We start from the raw sequence: 23786 nt of genomic DNA, 5'->3' as shown, positions 1-23786 counted from the left end.
ACCCCGGCCGCAACGCGGTCGTGCCGGCCGCTGGCCGGCTTCCTCGTTGCTGACGTTGCCGGCCAGCGGCCGGCACTACCGGGCCGACAGCACCTTCAGCACCGCCGCCTCATCCACGTCCGGCACCACTTCGGCGCGGCCCATGCCGCGCCACAGCACCAGGCGCAGGCGGCCGGCCACATTCTTCTTGTCCAGCCGCATGCGGCCGAGCAGGGCCTGCGGGTCCAGCCCGGCCGGGATCGACACCGGCAGGCCGAGCCGTTCCAGCAGCGCCTGCAGGCGTGCGCGATCGGCATCGTCGGCCAGGCCCAGGTGAGTGGACAGCTTCGCGGCCAGTACCATGCCCACCGCGACCGCTTCGCCGTGGTTCAGTGCATCGCGGCCCGGGGCCGAGTAGCCCTGCTCGGTCTCGATGGCATGGCCGAAGGTATGGCCGAGGTTGAGCAGGGCGCGCTCGCCCTTCTCGAACGGATCACGCTCGACGATGGCAGCCTTGTGCCGGCAGCTGCGCGCGATGGCTTCGGCCAGTACCGCATCCTCGCCGGCCAGCAGCGCATCGGCATGCTGCTGCAGCCATTCGAAGAACACGGCATCACCCAGCGCGCCGTACTTCACCACTTCGGCCAGGCCGGCACGCAGCTCGCGCGGCGGCAGGGTGGCCAGCACACGGGTATCGGCGATCACCGCGCGCGGCGGATGGAACGCGCCGACCAGGTTCTTGCCGGCCGGGATGTCGACCGCCGTCTTGCCGCCCACCGACGAATCGACCATCGCCAACAGGGTGGTCGGCAGCTGCACGCAGTCCACGCCGCGCATCCAGCAGGCCGCGGCGAAGCCGGCGAGATCACCGACCACGCCGCCGCCGAGGGCGAACACGCAGGCGTCGCGGGTGGCGCCGAGCGCGGCCAGGGCTTCGATGGCACGGCCGAATTCGGCCAGCGTCTTGGAGGCCTCGCCCGCGGCCAGCACATGCTCGCCGACGATCAGGTCGGGGCGTGCGGTCAGAAGGGTCTGCTTCACGGCATCCAGATAGCGCGGGGCCACTTCGCTGTCGCTGAGCAAAAGCACGTGGCGGCCACGCACATGCGAGGCCAGCGCGGTGCCGTCTGCCTGCGCACCGGCGCCGATGGTGATGGGGTAAGGGCGGTCGCCGCCGACGGCGACCTGCAGCAAGGCGGGGGAAGTCATAGGGTCAGGTCCTGGCGCTGCCATTGCGTGGCCAGCTTGACCACCAGGTGGGCGGTCGCGTCGGCAGCGGTGTACGGGTCGGTATCAAGGGTGATGTCGGCCAGTTCGCGGTACAGCGGGTCGCGGTGCGCGGCCAGATCGTGCAGCACCTGCTCACGGTCCGGGCGCTGCAGCAGCGGCCTGCCTTTGTCGCGGGCCAGGCGCTCCAGCTGCGCGGTCACGCTGACCCGCAGGTAGACCACGAAGCCGCGCTGGGCGATCAACGCGCGGTTGCCAGGATCCAGCACCGCGCCGCCACCGGTGGAGACCAGCTGGCCGCGACCCTCCAGCACGCGGGCAAGCGCCTCGCGTTCATGGCTGCGGAAGCCGGCTTCGCCGGAGTGCTCGAAAATGGTCGGGATGCTGGCGCCGGCGGCATCGACGATGGCCTGGTCGACATCGACGAAGTCCAGCGTGAAGCGCTCGGCCAGGCGGCGGCCGATGCAGGTTTTGCCGGCGCCCATCGGGCCGATCAGGATCAGGTTCGGAGCAGGATTCATGCCCTGTGATGCTAACACCTCCGTGCCCTGGCCTTTACGTCCTTCACGTCAGGGTAGGCGTTCCTGCGGGGTTTCCCGCGCCAACCGGAGTACAGGCCATGACGGTCGCGAAGGTCATCGAAATCACCGCCTCCTCGCCGAAGAGCGTGGAGGACGCCGTGCGCAGCGGTCTGAAGAAGGTCTCCGAGACGGTCAAGGGCATCCAGGGCGCCTGGGTGAACGAGACCAAGGTGGTGACCAATGGCAGCGGCGAAATCACCGAATGGCGGGTCAACCTGCGGGTGACCTTCCTGGTGGAATAGGCGCGCTCAGCGCACGTCCTGCACCTGTCGCTGGCCGTCCAGCACCACCACGTGGTCGGCCAGGGCGGGCAGGGCATGCAGCGCCTGGCGGCTGACCCGCTCGTAGTACTGCACGAAGCGCTCCAGCTGTGGCCGGCTCATGCCGTGCCGGCCCGGCTGCGCGGCCTGCAGGTTCTGCTCCTGCTGCCAGCGCCAGCGCGGTACCACCGAGAAATCCGGCGGCTGCAGGAACCACAGGCGGTCGCAGCGCTGCCACAGCGCCGGGTAGTCGCGGGCCAGCGCCTGGTTGCACCAGCGCCGCCAGCGACCATCGGCGTCGGCTTCGCGCTCCAGTGCGTTCAACGGGCTGTCCAGCGCGTCGTCATCCTGCGCGGGGGTGCCCAGGAACCAGCCTTCGAAGACCAGCAGGTCCAGCGGTTGCTGCAGGCGCGGCCAGTGCGCTTCGGGCAGGCGTTCATCGGCCAGCTTGTCGAAGCGCGGCATCGCGAAGGGCTGGCGTGTGGCCACGGCGTCCAGCACTGCATGGGCCAACGGCAGGTCATGGGTGCCCGGCGGGCCTCGGGTGATCAGCAGCGGGTGCACCTGGCGGGCCAGCCGCTGCCGCTGTGCGCGGGTCAGGTAGACGTCATCGATGGACAGCGTGGCGGCGTTCAGGCCGCGCGACTGGGCGCGCGCCACCACCTGCGCGGCCAGCGTCGATTTGCCGCTCCCCTGCAGGCCGCTGATCGCCAATACTGGAACCGCTGCAGCGTTGCCCAGTGCATCGTCCAGCACCTGTTCGGCCAATGTTTCGGGGAATCCTTTCACCTGGGGCATATACGCAGCAGCGGCCATGCAGCCACAATAGCCCAATCCGTGTGAGAAGAACGCAATCATGAGCGACCTGTACGCCGAAGCCCTGTCCACGTTTGCCGGCCTGTTCGAAGAGGCCAAGCAGAGCCGCGAGGTCGAGCCGAACGCGATGACCGTGGCCACCGCCGATACGGACGGGCGTCCCTCGGCACGTACCGTGCTGCTGAAGGCGTTCGATGAGCGTGGTTTCGTGTTCTACACCCACCTGGACAGCCATAAGGGCCGGGAGCTGCAGGCCAATCCGCAGGCCGCGCTGTTGTTCCTGTGGCGCAGCCTGCGCGAGGCCGGTATCCAGGTGCGCATTGAAGGCCGTGTCGAGCAGGTCGCCGATGCCGAAGCCGATGCCTATTTCGCCAGCCGCCCGCGCATGAGCCAGATTGGCGCGTGGGCCTCGCAGCAGTCGAAGACGCTGGCGACGCGCGAGGAATTCGATGCACGCGTGGCCGAGATCGAAGCCCGCTTCGAAGGCAAGGACGTGCCGCGCCCGGAAGGCTGGAGCGGGCTGCGCGTGGTGCCGGACCGCATCGAGTTCTGGTACGGCGCGCAGTTCCGCCTGCACGAGCGCTGGTGCTATGAAGCCGGTGCAGAGGGGCGCTGGAGCAAGCGCCTGCTGTACCCGTAAGGCCGCCCGATGCAACGCCTGCCGCTGTACCGCGTGGTGGTGTTCGTGCCGACTGCGGCACTGGACGAGGTGAAGCAGGGCATCCTGGCAGTGGACGCGCTGGCGGCCGGCGACTACGAGCATGGCATGTGGTGGTCGGCGCCAGGATTCGAGCAGTTCCGGCCGCACGCGGGTGCGTCGCCCGTGCAGGGTGAGGCGGGCCACACCGAAGTGGTCGACAGCGTGCGCCTGGAATTCTGCCTGCCACGCGATCCGCAGCGGCTGCAGCGCATCTTTGAACAGGGCATCGCGCCGCATCACCCGTGGCAGGTGCCGGTGGTGCAGGTGGAGGAGATCGAGCTGCTGTTGGCGGACGGGCTGCCGTTGTAGAGTCGAGCCATGCTCGACTGATGTTTCCGCACAAGCAGTCGAGCAAGCTCGACTTCTACAGGCCTTCAGCGCGCAACCAGCGCCACAGGGTGGTGCGGGATACCCCCAGCGCCTGCGCCATGCCCTCGCGGTCATTGCGATGTTCCTGCAGCAGTGCTTCAAGCTGTGGACGCGGCGGCCGCTTGCCGTTGTTGTCCACCGGCAACGCCGCGACGCCCTCATTCACCAGCTCGGGTGCCAGCTGCAGCAGTCGCGTGGCATCAATCAGCCCTTCAGCCGGCTGCCAGTGGATGCGCAGGCGATCCACCAGATTGCGCAGTTCGCGCACGTTGCCTGGCCAACTTGCGGCGGTCAGCACCGCCCGTGCATCCTCACCCAGTGGCGCGTCGATGCCGCGCAGCTGGCGGAAGAAGTGCTGTGCCAGCAACGGGATGTCACCACGTCGCGCGCGCAGCGCGGGCAGGGTGATGCGCAGCGCCGCCAGCCGGTAGTAGAGATCGCGGCGGAAGCTGCCGGTCGCCGCGCGCTGCTCCAGCGATTGCAGGGTGGCGGCCACCACGCGCAGGTCGACCGGGGTCGGTTCGGTGGCGCCCACGCGCAGCACTTCGCGTTCTTCCAGCACGCGCAGCAGGCGGGTCTGCAGCGGCAGCGGCAACTCGCCGATTTCATCCAGGAACAGGGTGCCGCCGTCAGCGGCCTCAACCAGGCCGACGCGGCCGCCACGGCGTGCGCCGGTGAAGGCGCCATCGCTGTAGCCGAACAGCTCCGCTTCCAGCAGCGATTCGCTGATCGCGCCACAGTTCAGTGCCACGAAGCGGCCACGGCGTCCGCTGGCGGCGTGCAGCTGGCGCGCCACCAGTTCCTTGCCGGTGCCGGTTTCGCCGGTGACCAGTACGGTGCTGTCATGCGGGGCGTACAGCGCGATCTGTGCGCGCACCTGTGCCATGGCCTCGCTGTCGCCGAGCAGGTCGTGGGCATCGCTGCGCGGTGCGGCACGGCGGCGCGGCGCGGGCCGGCTGCCGCCGGAGCGGGCCAGGGTCTGGGTCAGTTCCAACGCGTGCTCGAACGCTTGCCGTACCGAATCTGCCGAGTACAGCAGCACGCCGGGCAGGCCGGCCTGTTCGGCGTGGTCGATGGCCATGCCGGTGCCGACGATCACCTCGATGCCGTTGGCGCGCAGGTCGGCGATGCAGTCGCGGGCGTCCTCGCGGGTGACGAAGCGGCGGTGTTCGATGTCCAGGCCGAAACTCTGCTGGAAGTTGCTGAACACCGGCACGTCGCTGGCGTGGGTGACCAGGCCGATACGGCCGGCGATCCGCCGTGCGCGCGCCAAGGCTTCCATCAGGTCGAAGCCGTTGGCCTGGATCGGCACCAGCGGCAGCTCCAGCCGGCTGCGCAGCCAGGCCGCGTTGGAGCCGCCGGCGATGACCACGTCGCAGTGCTCGCGACGCAGACGTTGGCCGATCACGTCCACCGCTTCCTCGAAGCCGAGGTTGATCTGCTCGATACGCGCGCGGCGATCGAACTCGGGAATGACGTCGCCGAGAAGACCGGTCAGCCGCGAGACGCTGACGGTCCAGATCACCGGCCGACTGGGGTCGGCATCGGCGTGGCGCAAGGGCGAGCGGGGCAGGTACATGGCGGCGCGCGTTGGACGGGATGTTTCATGATACATCTGTTTCAATGTTTCATATGTTTCACTGTTGCGTGGGCGTCATTCCCGTGAAATCAATGGCTTGCAGCTTGGCATGGTGTTTGCGCTCTCTATCCCGTACTTCAACCTGGATTGCCGCATGACCGCTTCCACTCCTTTCTCCGCCGGTGCCCGCTTCCGTGAGGCGCTGGCTGCCGAATCGCCGCTGCAGGTGATCGGCGCGATCAACGCCAACCACGCCCTGCTGGCCAAGCGCGCCGGCTTCCGCGCCATATACCTGTCCGGCGGCGGTGTTGCCGCGGGCTCGCTGGGCCTGCCGGACCTGGGCATCAACACTCTGGAAGACGTGCTGGTGGACGTGCGCCGCATCACTGATGTCTGCGACCTGCCGTTGATGGTCGACATCGACACCGGCTTCGGCCCGAGCGCGTTCAACATCGCGCGCACCGTGAAGTCGCTGATCAAGGCCGGCGCGGCCGCCTGCCACATCGAAGACCAGGTCGGCGCCAAGCGCTGCGGTCACCGCCCGGGCAAGGAAATCGTCTCGCAGGGTGAAATGGTCGACCGCGTGAAGGCGGCTGCCGATGCCAAGACCGATCCGGACTTCTTCCTGATCGCGCGTACCGACGCCATCCAGGTGGACGGCGTGGACAAGGCCATCGAGCGCGCCATCGCCTGTGTCGAGGCCGGTGCCGACGGCATCTTCGCCGAGGCGGCCTACGACCTGGACACCTATCGCCGCTTCGTCGACGCGGTGAAGGTGCCGGTGCTGGCGAACATCACCGAGTTCGGCGCCACCCCGCTGTTCAGCCGCGATGAACTGGCTTCTGCCGGCGTTGCGATCCAGCTGTTCCCGCTGTCGGCCTTCCGCGCCGCCAACAAGGCCGCCGAGAACGTCTACCAGGCGGTGCGCCGCGATGGCCACCAGCGCAATGTGGTGGAGACCATGCAGACCCGCGAAGAACTCTACGACCGCATCGGCTACCACGCCTTCGAGCAGCAGCTCGATGCACTGTTCGCCGCCAAGAAATAAGCAGTACCCTGCACCATCAAGTTTTCGGAGGGAAACATGAACGATACGACCGCAACCCCGACCTTCAAGCCGAAGAAGTCCGTCGCCCTGTCCGGCACCGCCGCCGGCAACACCGCGCTGTGCAGCGTGGGCCGCAGCGGCAACGACCTGCACTACCGCGGCTACGACATCCTGGACCTGGCCAACACCAGCGAGTTCGAGGAAATCGCCTACCTGCTGGTGCACGGCAAGCTGCCGACCCGCGCCGAGCTGGTTTCGTACAAGGCCAAACTGAAGTCGCTGCGTGGCATTCCTGCTGCGGTGAAGGCGGCGCTGGAAGAGCTTCCGCCGTCGGCACACCCGATGGACGTGATGCGTACCGGCGTGTCCGTGCTCGGCTGCGTGGCGCCGGAGAAGGACGACCACAACCATCCGGGCGCGCGTGACATCGCCGACAAGCTGATGGCCTGCCTCGGTTCGATGCTGCTGTACTGGTACCACTGGAGCCACAACGGCCGTGCCATCGACGTGGAAACCGACGATGACTCGATCGGCGGCCACTTCCTGCACCTGCTGCACGGCGAGAAGCCGCAGGAATCGTGGGTGAAGGCGATGCACACCTCGCTGATCCTGTACGCGGAGCACGAGTTCAACGCCTCGACGTTCACCTGCCGCGTCATCGCCGGCACCGGCAGCGACATGTACAGCGCGATCTGCGGTGGCATCGGCGCGCTGCGCGGTCCGAAGCACGGCGGCGCCAACGAAGTGGCGTTCGAAGTGCAGAAGCGCTACGACAGTCCCGATGAGGCCGAGGAAGACATCAAGGCCCGCGTCGAGCGCAAGGAAGTGGTGATCGGTTTCGGCCACCCGGTCTACACCGTCTCTGATCCGCGCAACAAGGTGATCAAGGACGTGGCCCGCGAGCTGTCCGAAGAGCAGTCGAGCATGAAGATGTACAACATCGCCGAGCGCCTGGAATCGGTGATGTGGGACATCAAGAAGATGTTCCCGAACCTGGACTGGTTCAGCGCTGTCAGCTACCACATGATGGGCGTGCCGACCGCGATGTTCACTCCCCTGTTCGTGATCGCCCGCACCGCCGGCTGGAGCGCGCACATCGTCGAGCAGCGTATCGACGGCAAGATCATCCGCCCGAGCGCCAACTACATCGGTCCGGAAGACCGCGACTTCGTCGCCATCGACAAGCGCGTCTGATCCACCTGCCGTACCCATCCGGCCGGCCGCGTGCCGGCCGGGTGCTTTCGCCGCCGCACCGCCGGCACCCGGCCCGCCCCAAGTACTCCGCCAGCCCATGAATACCGATTACCGCAAGAACCTCCCCGGCAGCGCGCTGGATTATTTCGACGCGCGTGCCGCTGTCGATGCGATCCAGCCCGGCGCCTACGCCACCCTGCCGTACACCTCGCGCGTGCTGGCCGAGAACCTGGTGCGTCGCTGCGATCCGGCCACGCTCGGCGATTCGCTGAAGCAGCTGATCGAGCGCCGTCGCGACCTCGATTTCCCGTGGTTCCCGGCGCGCGTGGTCTGCCACGACATCCTCGGCCAGACCGCGCTGGTGGACCTGGCCGGCCTGCGTGATGCGATCGCCGATAAGGGTGGCGACCCGGCCAAGGTCAACCCGGTTGTGCCGGTGCAGCTGATCGTCGATCACTCGCTGGCGGTGGAGTGCGGTGGTTTCGATCCGCAGGCGTTCGAGAAGAACCGCGCGATCGAAGATCGTCGCAATGAAGACCGTTTCCACTTCATCGACTGGACCAAGCAGGCATTCCAGAACGTGGATGTGATTCCGCCGGGCAACGGCATCATGCACCAGATCAACCTGGAGAAGATGTCTCCGGTGATCTACGTGCAGGACGGCGTGGCCTTCCCGGATACCTGCGTGGGCACCGACAGCCACACCCCGCACGTGGATGCGCTGGGTGTGATCGCCATTGGTGTGGGTGGTCTGGAAGCGGAGAACGTGATGCTGGGCCGCGCGTCGTGGATGCGCCTGCCCGATACCGTCGGTGTCGAACTGACTGGCCGCCCGCAGCCGGGCATCACCGCCACCGACGTGGTGCTGGCGCTGACCGAGTTCCTGCGCAAGGAACGCGTGGTCGGCGCGTGGCTTGAATTCTTCGGCGAGGGTGCCGCGGCACTGACCATCGGTGACCGTGCCACCATCTCCAACATGTGCCCCGAATACGGGGCCACCGCCGCGATGTTCTACATCGACGCACAGACCACCGATTACCTGCGCCTGACCGGGCGCGAGGAGTCGCAGGTAGCGCTGGTGGAAAACTACGCACGCACCACCGGTCTGTGGGCCGACGATCTGGCGACCGCGCAGTACGAGCGCGTGCTGCGCTTCGACCTGTCCAGCGTGGTGCGCAACATGGCTGGCCCGTCCAACCCGCACAAGCGCGTGGCCACTGCCGAGCTGGCCGAGCGCGGCATCGCCGACGAGGCCAAGCTGGAAGCGGGCAAGGCCGAGCAGGCGCAGGGCCTGATGCCCGATGGCGCGGTGATCATCGCGGCCATCACCAGCTGCACCAACACCTCCAATCCGCGCAACGTGATCGCCGCCGCACTGCTGGCGCGCAACGCCAACGCGCGTGGCCTGCAGCGCAAGCCGTGGGTGAAGTCGTCGCTGGCGCCGGGTTCCAAGGCCGTCCAGCTGTACCTGGAAGAATCCGGTCTGCTGCCGGACCTGGAACAGCTCGGCTTCGGCATCGTCGCCTTCGCCTGCACTACCTGCAATGGCATGAGTGGTGCGCTGGATCCGGAGATCCAGCAGGAAATCATCGACCGTGACCTGTATTCCACGGCTGTGCTGTCGGGTAACCGCAACTTCGATGGCCGCATCCATCCGTACGCCAAGCAGGCCTTCCTGGCGTCGCCGCCGCTGGTGATCGCCTATGCCATCGCCGGCACCGTCCGCTTCGATATCGAGAAGGACGTGCTTGGCGTGGATGCCGACGGCAACGAAGTGCGCCTGAAGGACATCTGGCCCAGCGATGCCGAGATCGACGCGGTGGTGAAGGCCTCGGTGAAGCCCGAGCAGTTCCGCAAGGTCTACAACCCGATGTTCAACGTGCGCGTGGAGCACGGCACCGCGGTCAGCCCGCTGTACGACTGGCGCCCGCAGAGCACCTACATCCGTCGTCCTCCGTACTGGGAGGGCGCACTGGCCGGCGAGCGCACGCTGGCAGGCATGCGCGCGCTGGCGGTGCTGCCGGACAACATCACCACCGACCACCTGTCGCCGTCCAACGCGATCCTGGCGTCCAGTGCCGCCGGCGAATACCTGGCGAAGATGGGCCTGCCGGAAGAGGACTTCAATTCCTACGCCACGCATCGCGGCGACCACCTGACCGCGCAGCGCGCCACCTTCGCCAATCCGAAGCTGTTCAACGAAATGGTGCGCAATGACGACGGCAGCGTGAAGCAGGGTTCGCTGGCGCGCGTGGAGCCGGAAGGCAAGGTGATGCGCATGTGGGAGGCGATCGAGACCTACATGCAGCGCAAGCAGCCGCTGATCATCATCGCCGGCGCCGACTACGGCCAGGGCAGCTCCCGTGACTGGGCCGCAAAGGGCGTGCGCCTGGCCGGCGTGGAGGCGATCGTGGCCGAGGGCTTCGAGCGCATCCACCGCACCAACCTGATCGGCATGGGCGTGCTGCCGCTGGAGTTCAAGCCGGGCACCACCCGCCTGACTCTGGGGATCGACGGTACCGAAACCTTTGACGTGGTCGGCGAGCGTACCCCGCGTGCCGAGCTGACCCTGGTCATCCACCGCCGCGACGGCCAGGACGTGGTGGTGCCGGTCACCTGCCGCCTGGACAGCGACGAGGAAGTAGCGATCTACGAAGCCGGCGGCGTGCTGCAGCGCTTCGCCCAGGACTTCCTGGAAGGCGCCAAGGTGGCGTGATAGCTGGCTGAATGCCCGCCCCCGGAGGCCGGGGGCGGGCTTGTCCGACCCCAGGGTAGGGCGCACATTGGCTTGGCAAAAACTGCCAAAGGAGAGTTTCATGGCCACCATGAACATTTCGCTGACCGACCCGCTCAAGCAGTTCGTGGACGAAGAAGTGCGCGAAGGGGGCTACTCCAGCACCTCGGACTATGTGCGTGACCTGATCCGCCAGCGCCAGCGCAGCAAGGCCGAAGAACTGCTCAAGCAGCTGATTGCCGAGGGGCTGGCCTCTGGTCCTTCGGCGCCTCTGGCGCCGGATCACTTTGACAAGCTGCGTGAGCGTGCACGGAACCGCAAGTGAAGTCCTCGCACTGGTCCCCCGCAGCGGTTCGAGATCTTGACCAGGCAGCAGGCTGGTATGCAGATCAGGGCGGAGAAGTGCTGGAAATCGGCTTCATCGATGCGGTGGAATCCGTTGTAAAGCTGATCGAGGCCCACCCGGGTGCTGGTTCCGCACTGCATGCGGGTCTGTTGCCCTCGCTGCCAGCGCCGTTGCGTTTTCATCCGGTTCGTCGCTTCAACGGCTACCTGATCTACTACGTGGAGCTACCTGCGCACGTTTCCATCGTGCGCATCTGGAATGCTTCGCGGGGCATGGAAGCACTGTTCGAAGACGAGAAGCTCAACCCCGATATTGGTTCGTCGCATCCAGGATACTGATCCATGACCTTCCTCCCGCAACTCCGTATTCCCGCCACCTACATGCGCGGTGGCACCAGCAAGGGCGTGTTCTTCCGCCTGCAGGACCTGCCCGAGGCCGCGCAGGTGCCGGGCGCCGCACGCGATGCGCTGCTGATGCGCGTGATCGGCTCGCCCGATCCGTATGGCAAGCAGACCGATGGCATGGGCGGTGCAACGTCCAGCACCAGCAAATGCGTGATCATCTCCACCGCTTCGGTGCCGGACCACGATGTGGACTACCTGTACGGCCAGGTCTCGATCGATACCGCCTTCGTCGACTGGAGCGGCAATTGCGGCAACCTCAGCACCGCGGTGGGTCCGTTTGCGATCGCCCATGGGCTGATCGATCCGGCCCGGGTGCCGCGCGATGGCCTGTGCACCGTACGCATCTGGCAGGCCAACATCGGCAGGACCATCATCGCCCACGTGCCGATGCGCGATGGCGAAGTGCAGGAGACCGGCGATTTCGAGCTGGATGGCGTGACCTTCCCGGCGGCCGAGATCCAGCTGGAATTCATCGATCCGTCCGATGACGGTGATGCGGGCGCGATGTTCCCGACCGGCAATCTGGTCGATACATTGGACGTGCCCGGCGTGGGCAGCTTCGAGGTGACCATGATCACCGCCGGCATCCCGACCATCTTCCTCAACGCCGCCGACCTCGGCTACACCGGTATCGAGCTGCAACCGGCGATCAACGAGGACAAGGGAGCGCTGGAGCGCTTCGAGAAGATCCGCGCCTACGGCGCCTTGCGCATGGGGCTGATCAAGAGCCTGGAAGACGCGGCGACCCGCCAGCACACGCCGAAGGTGGCCTTCGTGGCACCGGCACAGGACTACGTGTCGTCCAGTGGCAAGGCCATCCCGGCCTCGGCGATCGACCTGCATGCGCGCGCGTTGTCGATGGGCAAGCTGCACCACGCGATGATGGGTACCGCCGCCGTAGCGATCGGCACTGCGGCGGCGATCCCGGGCACGCTGGTCAATCGCGCCGCCGGTGGCGGCGAACGCGAAGCGGTGACGTTCGGTCATCCCTCGGGCACGTTGCGCGTGGGTGCGCAGGCAGGTCTCGTTGACGGCCAGTGGACGGTGACCAAGGCCATCATGAGCCGCAGCGCCCGCGTATTGATGGAAGGCAAGGTGCGGGTACCGGTCGAGTGATGCGTTGGTAAACGCCAACCAAGGTTGGCGACTACCGAGCCGCAGAGATCGATTGCTTTGGTAGATGCCAACCTTGGTTGGCATGGTGCACGAGCAACCGTGCACCGCAACAAGGAGATTGACGATGTCCGACAGCCACACCCCATCCAACGAGCGTGCAGCGTGGGATGCGCTGCTGGTGGACATCGTCGATTACGTGCGCGACGCACGCATCGACTCACCGCTGGCGTTCCAGACCGCGCACCACTGCCTGCTCGATACGCTTGGGTGCGGACTGGAGGCACTTTCTTTCCCGGCCTGCAGCAAGCTGCTCGGTCCACTGGTGCCGGGCATCAGCGTGGTCAACGGCGCGCGCGTGCCGGGCACGCACTACGTGCTGGACCCGGTGCAGGCCGCCTTCAACCTCGGCGCAATGGTGCGCTGGCTGGATTTCAACGACACTTGGCTGGCTGCCGAATGGGGCCATCCTTCCGACAATCTCGGCGGCATCTTGGCTGTTTGCGACTGGCTGGGGCGCAACGCGCAGGCCCTGCGCCGCCCGCCGCCGACCGTGCACGACGTGCTGCTGGCGATGATCAAGGCGCACGAGATCCAGGGCGTGCTGGCGCTGCAGAACTCCTTCAACCGGGTGGGGCTGGACCACGTGGTGCTGGTCAAGGTGGCCACCACGGCCGTGGTCGCCCAACTGCTCGGGCTGGACCGCGAGCGCATGCTCAATGCGCTGTCACTGGCCTGGGTCGATGGCCAAGTGCTGCGCACCTACCGACACGCTCCCAACACCGGCTCGCGCAAGAGCTGGGCGGCCGGCGATGCGACCAGCCGTGGCGTGCGCCTGGCCTTGATGGCGGCCAGTGGTGAGATGGGCTATCCCAGCGTGCTCAGCGCGCCAACCTGGGGCTTCGAGGCCGTGTCCATGCGCGGTCAGGCACTGACGCTGGGGCGACCGCTGGGCAGCTATGTGATGGAGAACGTGCTGTTCAAGATCAGCTACCCGGCCGAGTTCCACGGCCAGACCGCAGTGGAGGCCGCGGTCATGCTGCACCAGCAGTTGCGTGCGATGGGGCGGCGGGTCGAGGACATCGCGCACATCGCGATCCGGACCCAGGAAGCCTGCATCCGCATCATCGACAAGCAGGGCCCACTGCATAACCCGGCCGACCGCGACCACTGCGTGCAGTACATGGTCGCCATCGCATTGCTGCATGGGCGGCTGGTGGCAGAGGACTACGAGGACGATGTGGCGGCGGATCCGCGCATCGATGCGCTGCGCGCGAAGATGACCTGCCATGAAGACCCGCAGCTCAGCGCCGATTACCTGGACCCTGACAAGCGCAGCATCGCCAACGGCCTGAGCGTGCGCTTCACCGATGGCACCGAGCTGCCCGAGGTGCTGGTGGAGTACCCGCTCGGCCATGCCCGCCGTCGCGAGGAAGGCATTCCGCTGCTGATGGACAAGTTCCGCCGGCACTTGGCCCACCGCTTCCCGACCAGCCAGCAGCAGCGCATCCTGGCCGCATCGCTGGACCCGGTGGCCCTGGCGGCAATGCCGGTGACCGACTACGTGGACCTGTACCTGCCGGGCTAGGGCGATCGGTAGTGCCGGCCGCTGGCCGGCAATTCCATCCAACCTGCCATGCCGGTTGCCGGCCAGCGGCCGGCACTACCCGCACTTGGGGCAATTGCCGAAATCGCGTCAACACCTTGACGCGGCCTGCCTATAATGGCCGCCTCGATCAAGGAGTGACGACATGAGCGGTCCGGCACGGCGGAAGCGGTGGGGATGGGCGGCGGCGGTACTGGCAGGAGGCCTGTTGCTGGGCCTGGCCGGCTGCCGCAATGACAGCGGGCAGCTGCCCAAGGCCAGCGGTGAAGCCATCACCACCAAGGCCGAGCAGGTGAAGGAATTCACCCTGCTGCGTGCCTACCCGGACCAGAAGAATGACGGCCTGTCGCTGGCGCTGGAGTTCTCGCGCCCGCTGGTCGGTACCCAGGATTTCGACAAGCTGGTGCGCTTCGAAGAGAAGGTCGGCACCGACGACAGCAGCTGGACGCTGTCCGATGACGGCCTGACCCTGCGCTACCCGTTCGTCGAGGCCGGCAAGGAGTTCAGCCTGGTGGTCTCGCCGGACCTGCTGGCCGCCGATGGCAGCCGCCTGGGCAAGGAGCTGAAACAGAAGGTGTTCAGCGGCGAGCTGAAACCGGTGGTCGGCTTCGCCTCGCAGGGCAGCGTGCTGCCGGCCAAGGACAGCCGCGGCCTGCCGGTGGTCTCGGTGAACGTGCCGGAGGTCGATGTCGAGTTCCTGCGCGTGCGCGAGAAGGACCTGCCGACCTTCTTCAGCCAGTACCAGCGCGGCGGCCGCCGTGGCAGCTGGGAGCTGAGCAGCGACTACGAGCGCAGCCCGATCAACAAGCTGGCAGAGCCGGTCTACGTCAACCGCTTCATCCTGGGGGGCAAGAAGAACGAGCGGGTGCTGACCTACCTGCCGACCCAGGACATCAAGGAACTGCAGGAGCCGGGCCTGTACTTCGCCCTGCTCAAGCGCACCGGTGACTACGAAGGCGAGTTCGATACCGCGTTCTTCTCGGTCAGCGACATCGGCCTGCATACCCGCGCCTACAAGGACAAGCTGTTCGTCCATACCGCCGGCCTCAAGGACGGCGCGCCGCTGAAGGGCATCGACCTGCGCGTGCTCGATGCCAAGGGCGAGGTGGTGCTGAAGGGCAGCACCGATGGCAATGGCAACGCGCTGTTGAACTACACCCTGGATGCCACCCACGTGCTGGTCGCCAGCACCGGCAAGGACACCAGCTTCCTGCCGTTCAACCAGCCGGCGCTGGATCTGAGCGAATTCGCCGTGGCCGGCCGTGACAATGCCTGGTTCGACGTCTACGCCTGGTCCGGCCGCGACCTGTACCGCCCGGGCGAGACCGTGCGCCTGTCCGCCCTGCTGCGCGACAACGACGGCAAGCCGGTCAAGGCGCAGCCGGTATTCCTGCGCCTGAAGCAGCCCGACGGCAAGACTTTCCGCGAGACCCGCCTGCAGCCGGGCGACCAGGGCTACATCAACTTCGAGCAGGTCATTCCCGCCGAGGCGCCGACCGGGCGCTGGCAGGTCGAGTTCCGCACCGACCCGGCCAGCAAGGAAGCGATCCAGGGCATGACCCTGCGCATCGAGGAGTTCCTGCCGGAACGCATGAAGCTGGACCTGGACAGCGCGCAGAAGACGCTGAAGCCGGGTGAGGACCTGCGCCTGCAGGCCAATGGTGCCTATCTGTATGGCGCGCCGGCCGATGGCAACCGCTTCACCGCACGTATGGCGGTGGCCGCCGAGCAGAAGCCGGTGGACGGCCTGCCGGGCTATTTCTTCGGTGACCCGACCCTGCAGCTGCCGCGCGAGGCCAAGGACGTGATCGATACCACGCTGCCGGGCAACGGCCAGCTGCGTGAGGACGTCGCGTTGCCGGAAGAGGCAGCCAAGGCCAAGGCGCCGATTGCCGTAGTGCTGTCCGGCAGCCTGTATGAAACCGGTGGCCGCACAGTCACCCGTACCCTGAAGCGGGTGATGTGGCCGGCCAACGCCCTGGTCGGTGTACGCCCGCTGTTCAACCCGGAGGACGGTGCCGATTCCAACGGCAACGCGCGCTTCCAATTGATGCGCGTGGATGCTGCTGGTACGCCGCAGCCGGCCAAGGGCCTGAAGATCACTCTGGTGCGCGAGCTGCGCGACTACCACTGGACCTTCAACGACAACCGCTGGGACTACGATTTCACTCGCCGTTTCGAGAACAAGGAAACCCGCACCGTCGATGCCGGCAGCAGTGCGGTCGCCTTCGATTTCCCGGTGGAGTGGGGTGAGTACCGGGTGGACGTGTTCGACCCGTCCACCGGCCTGACCAGCCGTTACCCGTTCCGCGCCGGCTGGAGCTGGGGTGATGACAACCGCGGCCTGGACGCGCGCCCTGACAAGATCAAGCTGGGCCTGGACAAGACCGGCTACAAGGCAGGCGACACGCTTGAGGTGACGGTGACCCCGCCGCACGCCGGCAAGGGCATCCTGATGGTCGAGACCGACCGCATGCTGTACGTGCAGGACATCGACGCCAAGCCGGGTTCGACCTTCAAGATTCCGGTCACCGCTGACTGGGAGCGCCACGACGTCTACATCACCGCGCTGGTGTTCCGCGGCGGCAGTGCGCCGAGCAAGATCACCCCGGCCCGTGCGGTGGGCGTGGTGCACGTACCGATGGACCGCAAGGGGCGCACCGTGGCCGTCGGCCTGGCAGCGCCCAAGCAGATGCGACCGGAACAGGACCTGCCGGTGACGGTCAGCGCACCGCAGCTGGCCGGCAAAATGGCGCACGTCACGGTCTCGGCGGTGGACGTGGGCATCCTCAACATCACCCGCTTCCCGGTGCCCGATGCCGGTGCGCACTTCTTCGCCCAGCGTCGTCTCGGCATTGATGCCTACGACATCTACAGCCGGGTGATCGAGAGCTTTGACGGCGGTGCCGGCAAGCTGAAGTTCGGTGGCGACATGGCGCTGCAGGCGTTGCCGCAGGCCAAGCGCCCGACCGCGCGCGTGCAGACCGTGGACCTGTTCTCCGGCCCGGTGCAGCTGGATGCCAAGGGCAATGCCCGCATCCGCCTGAAGGTGCCGGACTTCAACGGTACCCTGCGGGTGTCGGCACTGGTCTACAGCGATGACCAGTACGGCAAGCGCGACGTGGAAACCGTTGTGCGTGCGCCGATCCTCGCCGAAGCCAGCATGCCGCGCGTGCTCGCTCCGGGCGACCGCAGCACCGTGACCCTGGATGTGCAGAACTTCACCGGCAAGCCGGGCCAGTTCAACGTGAAGGTGGAAAGCGAGGGCCCGCTGAACCTGGGCGAAGGCAGCCGCAGCGTGCAGTTGAATGCCGACGCCAAGACCACGTTGAGCTTCCCGCTTTCGGCACGCGAGGGCCACAGCGTGGCCAAGGTGCGGGTGCGGGTGGACGGCAACGGCTTCAAGGCCGATCGCCGTTACGACCTGCCGGTGCGTGCGGCGTGGCCGCAGGTGCTGCGTTCGCAGGTGCGCACGCTTGATCCGTTGGCCGCGGTCAGCCTCGACAACAGCCTGACCGATGGCCTGATGGCCGAGTCGGTGAATGCGCGCCTGCTGGTCAGCCCACTGCCACCGATCCCGTTCGCCAGTGCGCTGCAGGGTGCATTGAACTACCCGTATGGCTGTGCCGAGCAGACCACCAGCAAGGGCTACGCCGCGCTGATCCTGGACCAGGCAACATCGTCGATGCTCGGTGCCGACGGGCTGGATGCCAAGACCCGCCGCGAGCGCATGGAAGGTGCGTTTGGCCGCCTGGCGTCGATGCAGGTGGCCAATGGCAACTTCTCGATGTGGGGTGACGACGGCTACGTGAACCCGTGGCTGACCCCGTACATCACCGAGTTCCTGCTCGATGCCAAGGACGCCGGCTTCGCCGTGCCCGACAACGTGCTGCAGAAGGCACTCAACCGCCTCAGCGAGGATCTGTTGTCCGGTGGCAACCAGTTCTATGGCCAGGACGACCGCGAGAAGCTGAAGTTCGCCAACCAGGCGTACTCGGGCTACGTGCTGGCCAGGGTCAACCGTGCGCCGCTGGGTACCCTGCGCACGCTGTACGACAACGAGCGCAGCAAGGCGGTCGGCGGCCTGTCGCTGGTCCACCTGGGCGTGGCGCTGTCGTTGCAGGGCGATGCCAAGCGCGGCCAGGCCGCGCTGGCGGCGGCCTTCGCCAAGTCCAGCAGCGAACGCCCGTCGTACTTCGGCGACTACGGCAGTGCGATCCGTGATGACGCGCTGATGATCGCGCTGACCCACGAAAACAAGCTGGCCAAGCCGGCCTGGGATGCACGTGCGGTTGACCTCGGCCGCGGCCTGGATGCGCGCCGCAATGCCGGCTGGATGTGGCTGAGTACGCAGGAACAGGTGGCGATTGCCCGCCTTGGCAAGGCGCTTGCTGCCAACCAGAAGGCGCTGGTGGCCGGTGAACTGGTGATCGGTGGCAACACCGAAGCCATCGGCGAACGCAAGCTGTTCGGCCGCAACTTCAGTGCAAATGAACTCGCCAGCGGCGTGCGCTTCACCCCGCAGGGCCAGCCGCCGATGTTCGCCAGCATCGACGTGGCCGGTATCCCGCGCAGCGCGCCGGCACCGGATAACAGCGTGCTGGGCGTCGAGCGCAGCTACTACGGCACCGATGGCAAGCCGTGGTCGCCGCGGCCGCTGAAGGAAGGCGAAGCCCTGATCGTGCGCGTCACCGTCACCGCTGACACCACGATGCCCGATGCACTGCTGACCGACCTGCTGCCGGCCGGCCTGGAGATCGAGAACTTCAACCTGGGCGATGCCAAGCATTGGGCCGACGTGGTGGTCGATGGCATCACCATCAGCGACCGGGGTGAAGCCGCCGATACCAAGCACGAGGAATTCCGCGACGACCGCTACGTGGCCGCGCTGAAGCTCTCGCGTGGCAGCAAGGCCAACGTGTTCTACCTGGTGCGCGCGGTGACCCCGGGTACCTACTCGGTGCCGCCGCCGCTGGTGGAGGACATGTACCGGCCGCAGCTGCGCGGCGTCGGCCGCAGCAACCCGACCACGATCACGGTGGTACAGCCGTGACCGCGCGGACGGGCCGCGACGGCGCGGCCCGTCCAGCTGGCAAGCTCCAATGCGGCACGCTGCAATGACGAACACGATGACGACCCGGCGGGCGGCCCTGCGCCGCCGGCTGCAGCCGCTGTGGCCGTGGCTGCGCTGGGGTACGGCGGCCACGCTGGCACTGCTGCTGGTGCTGGATTTCGCCTTCCCGCCGCCGCTGCCGAAGCAACGCGATACCAGCACTCTGGTGGTGGCTGCCGATGGCACGCCGCTGCGTGCGTTCGCCGACGCCGAGGGCGTGTGGCGTTATCCGGCATCGACCGACAGCGTCTCGCCGCTGTACCTGCAGGCGCTGCTGACCTACGAAGACCGCTGGTTCTGGCGCCATCCGGGCATCAACCCGCTGGCGATCCTGCGTGCCAGTGGCCAGCTGTTGCGCGGTGGTCGGATCGTGTCCGGTGGCTCGACCCTGACCATGCAGGTCGCGCGCATCCTCGATCCGCATACGCGCACGCCCTGGGGCAAGCTCAAGCAGATGCTGCGTGCGGTGCAGCTGGAAGTGCACCTGAGCAAGCAGCAGATCCTGGCCCTGTACCTGGAGCGCGCACCCTACGGCGGCACCATCGAGGGCGTGGAAGCGGCCAGCTGGGCCTACCTGGGCAAGCCGGCGGCGCAGCTGTCGCATGCCGAGGCCGCGTTGCTGGCGGTGCTGCCGCAGGCGCCGAGCAGGCTGCGCCCGGACCGCCATCCGGAAGCGGCGCAGAAGGCACGCGACAAGGTGCTGTCACGCATGGCCGAGCTGGGCGCGTGGACAGGGGAAGAAGTGGAAGATGCGCGCATCGAGAACGTGGTCGCACGCTCGCTGCGGCCGCCGCTGCATGCCGCGTTGCTGGCACAGCGCCTGCACTCGGCGCATCCGGGCCAGGCACGCATCCAGAGCAGTATCGACATCGGCCTGCAGCGCACCCTGGAAGAACGCGTGGCCAGCTACTTCTCCACGCTGCCCGAGCGCACTTCGGCGGCCCTGCTGGTGGTCGACAACCAGACCCTGCAGGCGCGTGCCTATGTCGGCACGCTGGCGTTCGGTGACCGCCAGCGGCTCGGCCACGTGGACATGGTGCAGGCCTGGCGCTCGCCGGGTTCGACGCTCAAGCCGTTCCTGTATGCAATGGCGCTGGACGATGGCCTGATCCATTCGGAAAGCCTGCTGGTCGATGCGCCGCAGAGTTTCGGCAGCTACCGCCCCGGCAACTTCGACATGGCCTTCAATGGACCGATCGGCGCCTCCAGCGCGCTGCGGCTGTCACTCAACGTGCCCTCGGTGGACCTGCTGCAGCGGGTCGGTCCGGCGCGCTTCGCCGCGCGCCTGTCGCACTCCGGCATCCAGCTGCGCTTCCCGCCGGGCAGCACGCCCAACCTGTCGCTGATCCTGGGCGGCACCGGTGCGCGGCTGGAAGATCTGGTCGGTGCGTTCGCCGCGCTCAACCGCAACGGCATCGCCGGGCGCGTGCGCTACACCGATGACGAACCGATGATCGAGCGGCGCCTGGCCTCGCCGGGCGCCAGCTGGATCGTGCGCGAGATGCTGGAATCGAATCCGCGGCCGGGGTATAGCGTCGGGACGTTCGATGTCGGTGGCCGCCCGCGCGTGGCGTGGAAGACCGGCACCAGCTACGGGTACCGCGATGCGTGGGCGATTGGCAGCACCCGCCACTACACCGTGGGCGTGTGGGTGGGTCGGCCGGACGGCACACCCCTACCGGGCCAGTACGGCGCGGTGACCGCGCTGCCGCTGATGTTCGAGGTGGTGGACAGCCTGCCGCGCCAGCGCGGTGACTCGGCCGCTGCACCGATGCCGGCCAGCGTCAGCCAGGAAGACATCTGCTGGCCGACCGGTGAGCGTGCCGAAGGCCTGCCTGCTGCGCTCTGCCAGCGGCTGATGCCAGCCTATCTGCTGGAAGGCGCGGCACCACCGACCTTCCCCGAACGCGAGTCACGGCGCTGGCAACCGGGTCGGCAGCGCTACCTTGCCGATGCGCGTACCGGTCTGCGCGTGTCAGCCGATTGCCGCTTGCCGCACGAAGAAGTCGCGCGCGAGATCGCGCGCTGGCCAGCGTTGCTGTCGCCGTGGCTGTCCAAGGCCACGCGCGAAGCCTCGCAGCTGCCGGCGCTGTCGCCGGACTGCCGTGATGATGGCCGCGAGGCCAGCGTTGCGCTGCACATCGATGGGCTCAACGATGGCGCCACGCTGGCGCGCGCGCCGAATTCGGAACATGGCGTACGCCTGCAGCTGCGCGCGCTGGGCAGCGAGCAGGCGGTGGACTGGTTGCTCGATGGACGCTGGATCGCGCAGACGCGCGGTGCGCAGCTGATGCAGCGCGAGTTCGCCGAGCCGGGCGCGCACACCTTGACCGCGCTGGCGGCAGATGGCGCGTGGACACAGGTAAGGTTCAACGTCCTGCGGTAGGTGCCAACCCTGGTTGGCACGCGATGAATGCGCCCACCAGGGTGGGCATCTGCCAAGGCGTATGCGGGGCCGCTATTCCCCGATCCACCCATCCAGCAGGTCGGCGAACTCGTCGGCGTGCTCTTCCTCCTGCGCCAGGATCTCTTCAAGGATGCGCTTGGTGGTGGTATCGCGGTCGCCGATGAAGTTGATCATCTCGCGATAGCTGTCGATGGCGATGCGCTCGGCCACCAGGTTCTCGCGCACCATGTCGCGCAGGTCGCTGCCTTCCTTGTATTCGGCGTGCGAACGCGCGGTCAGCGTATCCGGGTTGAGATCCGGCTCGCCGCCCAGCTGGACGATGCGCTCGGCCAGCTTGCCGGCGTGCGCCTGTTCCTGCTGTGCATGTTCCAGGAACTCGGCCTTGACCGCGTCGGCCAGCATGCCCTTGGCCATGAAGTAGTGCCGGTAGTAGCGCAGAACGCAGACGTACTCGGTGGCCAGTGCGTCGTTGAGCAGCTTGATCACCACCTCGCGGTCAGCGCTGTAGCTGTCTGTGATCGCGCCGTCTTCGAGGTTGCGCCGGGCGCGCTCGCGCAGGGTTGCGCGATCGCTGATGCCAGGAACGTTCGCGGCGGGCTTGCTGGCTTTGGCTGGCTTGCTGGACATGGCTGGCCGTTTCCTTCTGCGGTGGGGAATCAGGTGGGGAGATGCTCCAGCACGTACTCGGCCGAAGACACTTCGAACTGGCCGGGCTGTTCAACCCAGGCCTCTCGAACTACGCCGTCGTCGACGTACAGGGCAAAACGACGCGAGCGGATTCCCATGCCCGACGCGCTCGCATCAAGCTCCAGACCCAGGGCGCGGGTCAGCTCGGCATTGCCATCGGACAGCATCAGAAGGCCGTCGGGCACGCTCTGGTCGGCGGCCCAGGCCTTCATCACGAACGGGTCGTTGACGGCCATGCAGTAGACGTCGATGCCGCGCTGGCGGAAGGCCTCGAACTTCTCGACGTAGCCGGGAAGGTGACGTGCCGAGCACGTCGGGGTGAACGCGCCGGGCACGGCGAACAGCACCACCTTGCGCGCATCGAACAACGAATGCGTATCAAGCGTTTCAATGCCCTCGCGGATGCGCTTGAGGGTCACTTCGGGAATGCGGTCGCCGACATGGATGGTCATGGGAACTCCTTGCTGGGGCAGGCTAGTGGGCCGGATGGGACAGGGGCGTCAAGACATTGGAAACCCGGTGTGCAGGCCCCATCTTCCGGCGTTGTGGCAGGGGCTTCCAGCCACAGCGTGGCGCACGGGGATGGCAGCCGCATTGCGCAGGATCAGTCGGCCTCACCGGGGCCGCACGAGGGGCGGCGTAGCCTCGCAGGCGCGTAGAATGAACCCGGGGCGGCGCCACCGGCGCGGCCGAAGCGAATCGAGGTAGCTGGATGGAATTCAAGGATTACTACGCCACCCTGGGGGTGGAACCGAGCGCGGGCGAGGCGGAGATCAAGACCGCCTACCGCCGGCTGGCACGCAAGTACCACCCGGACGTCAGCAAGGAGGCTGGGGCCGAAGACAAGTTCAAGGCGGTCAACGAGGCCTACGAGGCGCTGCGTGATCCGGAAAAGCGCGCGGCCTACGACCAGCTGCGCGCGCAGGGCTATCGCCCGGGCGAGGAGTTCAACGTGCCGCCGAACTACGGCGGCGCCGGTGGTTTCAATTTCGAGGAAGTGTTCGGTGGCGGCGGCCCCAACGGCGGCTTCAGCGACTTCTTCGAAAGCCTGTTCGCGCGCCAGCGCGGTGGAGCGGGCGCGGGGGCCGGTCCGGGCTTCAGCAGCCAGGGCCATGCGCCCAACCGCGATACCCGCGCCAAGCTGTCGGTGCCACTGGAAGCGGCCTACAGCGGCGACAGCCTGCGCATCACCGTCAACGGCAAGCAGCTGGACGTGCGCGTGCCCAAGGGTATCCGCCCGGGCCAGGTGATCCGCCTGGCAGGGCAGGGCAACCATGGCGGCAACCTGCTGCTGGAAGTGGAATACGCCGCCCACCCGCAGTTCGAGGTCGATGGCCGCAACATCCTCTATACGCTGCCGCTCACGCCGTGGCAGGCCGCGCTGGGCACCAGCATCAGCGTGCCGACCCTGGGTGGCGCGGTGGAGTTGAAGATTCCGGCCGATTCCGATGCCGGCCGCAAGCTGCGCCTGCGCGGGCGTGGCCTGCCGGGCAACCCGGATGGCGACCAGATCGTCGAGATCGAGATCGTGGCGCCGGCTGCGACCGATGAGGCGCAGAAGAAGGCGTACCGCAATCTGGCCAAGGCGTTCGGCGAGACCATTTGAAGGTAGTGCCGGCCGCT

Annotated in this window: 19 protein-coding genes; 13 read left to right on the top strand and 6 right to left on the bottom strand. The window is 67.2% G+C overall.

Features of this window, described 5'->3' with window-relative positions:
• Positions 1-75 precede the first annotated feature (75 nt).
• Complete coding sequence (gene aroB, locus AC5P5R_RS16885; protein ID WP_062607948.1) at positions 76-1188, bottom strand: 3-dehydroquinate synthase; 1113 nt, start codon at positions 1186-1188, stop codon at positions 76-78.
• Entirely contained in the window at positions 1185-1727 is a 543-nt protein-coding gene (locus AC5P5R_RS16880) for a shikimate kinase (RefSeq protein ID WP_062607945.1), read from the bottom strand. Before AC5P5R_RS16880 ends, aroB begins: the two co-directional genes overlap by 4 nt.
• A gap of 98 nt (positions 1728-1825) precedes the next feature.
• Between AC5P5R_RS16880 and AC5P5R_RS16875 the strand changes: the two genes are divergently transcribed.
• On the top strand, positions 1826-2029 hold the full coding sequence (locus tag AC5P5R_RS16875) for a dodecin family protein (RefSeq protein ID WP_005410663.1): 204 nt from the start codon (positions 1826-1828) through the stop codon (positions 2027-2029).
• 6 nt (positions 2030-2035) lie between these two features.
• Here AC5P5R_RS16875 and AC5P5R_RS16870 read toward each other — a convergent pair whose 3' ends face one another.
• Positions 2036-2863, bottom strand: coding sequence for a hypothetical protein (locus AC5P5R_RS16870; protein WP_060380704.1), 828 nt, complete (start codon positions 2861-2863; stop codon positions 2036-2038).
• A 40-nt stretch (positions 2864-2903) separates the two neighbouring features.
• Here AC5P5R_RS16870 and pdxH point away from each other — a divergent pair, with 40 nt between their 5' ends.
• Entirely contained in the window at positions 2904-3503 is a 600-nt protein-coding gene (gene pdxH, locus AC5P5R_RS16865) for a pyridoxamine 5'-phosphate oxidase (protein WP_076739160.1), read from the top strand.
• A 9-nt stretch (positions 3504-3512) separates the two neighbouring features.
• The gene (locus AC5P5R_RS16860) at positions 3513-3872 is read left to right on the top strand and encodes a YqfO family protein (RefSeq protein WP_060380702.1); all 360 of its coding nucleotides are present in this window, start codon (positions 3513-3515) and stop codon (positions 3870-3872) included.
• 55 nt (positions 3873-3927) lie between these two features.
• On the opposite strand, the gene prpR is transcribed toward AC5P5R_RS16860, so the two are convergent.
• Positions 3928-5511 (bottom strand): propionate catabolism operon regulatory protein PrpR, encoded by a 1584-nt coding sequence (gene prpR, locus AC5P5R_RS16855; RefSeq protein ID WP_076739161.1) that lies wholly within the window; start codon positions 5509-5511, stop codon positions 3928-3930.
• Positions 5512-5665: 154 nt separating this feature from the next.
• Here prpR and prpB point away from each other — a divergent pair, with 154 nt between their 5' ends.
• The 9 genes from prpB to pbpC all read left to right on the top strand — a co-directional run bounded on the left by prpB (position 5666) and on the right by pbpC (position 21455).
• Complete coding sequence (prpB, locus tag AC5P5R_RS16850) at positions 5666-6559, top strand: methylisocitrate lyase (protein WP_010482769.1); 894 nt, start codon at positions 5666-5668, stop codon at positions 6557-6559.
• Between the two features lie 36 nt (positions 6560-6595).
• Complete coding sequence (gene prpC, locus AC5P5R_RS16845; protein ID WP_005410655.1) at positions 6596-7753, top strand: bifunctional 2-methylcitrate synthase/citrate synthase; 1158 nt, start codon at positions 6596-6598, stop codon at positions 7751-7753.
• Between the two features lie 97 nt (positions 7754-7850).
• Positions 7851-10469: a Fe/S-dependent 2-methylisocitrate dehydratase AcnD gene (gene acnD, locus AC5P5R_RS16840; RefSeq protein WP_076739162.1), complete on the top strand. Its 2619-nt coding sequence runs from the start codon at positions 7851-7853 to the stop codon at positions 10467-10469.
• A gap of 100 nt (positions 10470-10569) precedes the next feature.
• Entirely contained in the window at positions 10570-10812 is a 243-nt protein-coding gene (locus AC5P5R_RS16835) for a type II toxin-antitoxin system ParD family antitoxin (protein WP_005410653.1), read from the top strand.
• The gene (locus AC5P5R_RS16830) at positions 10809-11171 is read left to right on the top strand and encodes a type II toxin-antitoxin system RelE/ParE family toxin (protein WP_100438337.1); all 363 of its coding nucleotides are present in this window, start codon (positions 10809-10811) and stop codon (positions 11169-11171) included. Before AC5P5R_RS16835 ends, AC5P5R_RS16830 begins: the two co-directional genes overlap by 4 nt.
• A 3-nt stretch (positions 11172-11174) precedes the next feature.
• On the top strand, positions 11175-12353 hold the full coding sequence (prpF, locus tag AC5P5R_RS16825) for a 2-methylaconitate cis-trans isomerase PrpF (RefSeq protein WP_076739164.1): 1179 nt from the start codon (positions 11175-11177) through the stop codon (positions 12351-12353).
• A gap of 124 nt (positions 12354-12477) precedes the next feature.
• Positions 12478-13938 carry a bifunctional 2-methylcitrate dehydratase/aconitate hydratase gene (locus AC5P5R_RS16820; RefSeq protein ID WP_076739165.1) on the top strand — a complete coding sequence of 487 codons (1461 nt, stop codon included), beginning with the start codon at positions 12478-12480 and terminating at the stop codon, positions 13936-13938.
• Between the two features lie 163 nt (positions 13939-14101).
• Entirely contained in the window at positions 14102-19009 is a 4908-nt protein-coding gene (locus AC5P5R_RS16815; protein ID WP_164281632.1) for an alpha-2-macroglobulin family protein, read from the top strand.
• A gap of 64 nt (positions 19010-19073) precedes the next feature.
• A complete protein-coding gene (gene pbpC / locus AC5P5R_RS16810; RefSeq protein ID WP_111723024.1) occupies positions 19074-21455 on the top strand; it encodes a penicillin-binding protein 1C in 2382 nt (793 codons plus the stop codon).
• A gap of 72 nt (positions 21456-21527) precedes the next feature.
• Here pbpC and AC5P5R_RS16805 read toward each other — a convergent pair whose 3' ends face one another.
• On the bottom strand, positions 21528-22103 hold the full coding sequence (locus AC5P5R_RS16805; RefSeq protein ID WP_005410647.1) for a ferritin-like domain-containing protein: 576 nt from the start codon (positions 22101-22103) through the stop codon (positions 21528-21530).
• A 29-nt stretch (positions 22104-22132) separates the two neighbouring features.
• Positions 22133-22615 carry a peroxiredoxin gene (locus tag AC5P5R_RS16800; protein WP_005410646.1) on the bottom strand — a complete coding sequence of 161 codons (483 nt, stop codon included), beginning with the start codon at positions 22613-22615 and terminating at the stop codon, positions 22133-22135.
• Positions 22616-22875: 260 nt separating this feature from the next.
• On the opposite strand from AC5P5R_RS16800, the gene AC5P5R_RS16795 reads away from it, so the two are divergent.
• Entirely contained in the window at positions 22876-23769 is an 894-nt protein-coding gene (locus AC5P5R_RS16795; RefSeq protein WP_005410645.1) for a DnaJ C-terminal domain-containing protein, read from the top strand.
• Positions 23770-23786: the final 17 nt, after the last annotated feature.

The organism is Stenotrophomonas sp. YJH_SMC_19 (genome assembly GCF_059367915.1).
Note: the sequence above shows the minus strand (reverse complement) of the source record. Positions and strands in the feature narration are given on the sequence as shown.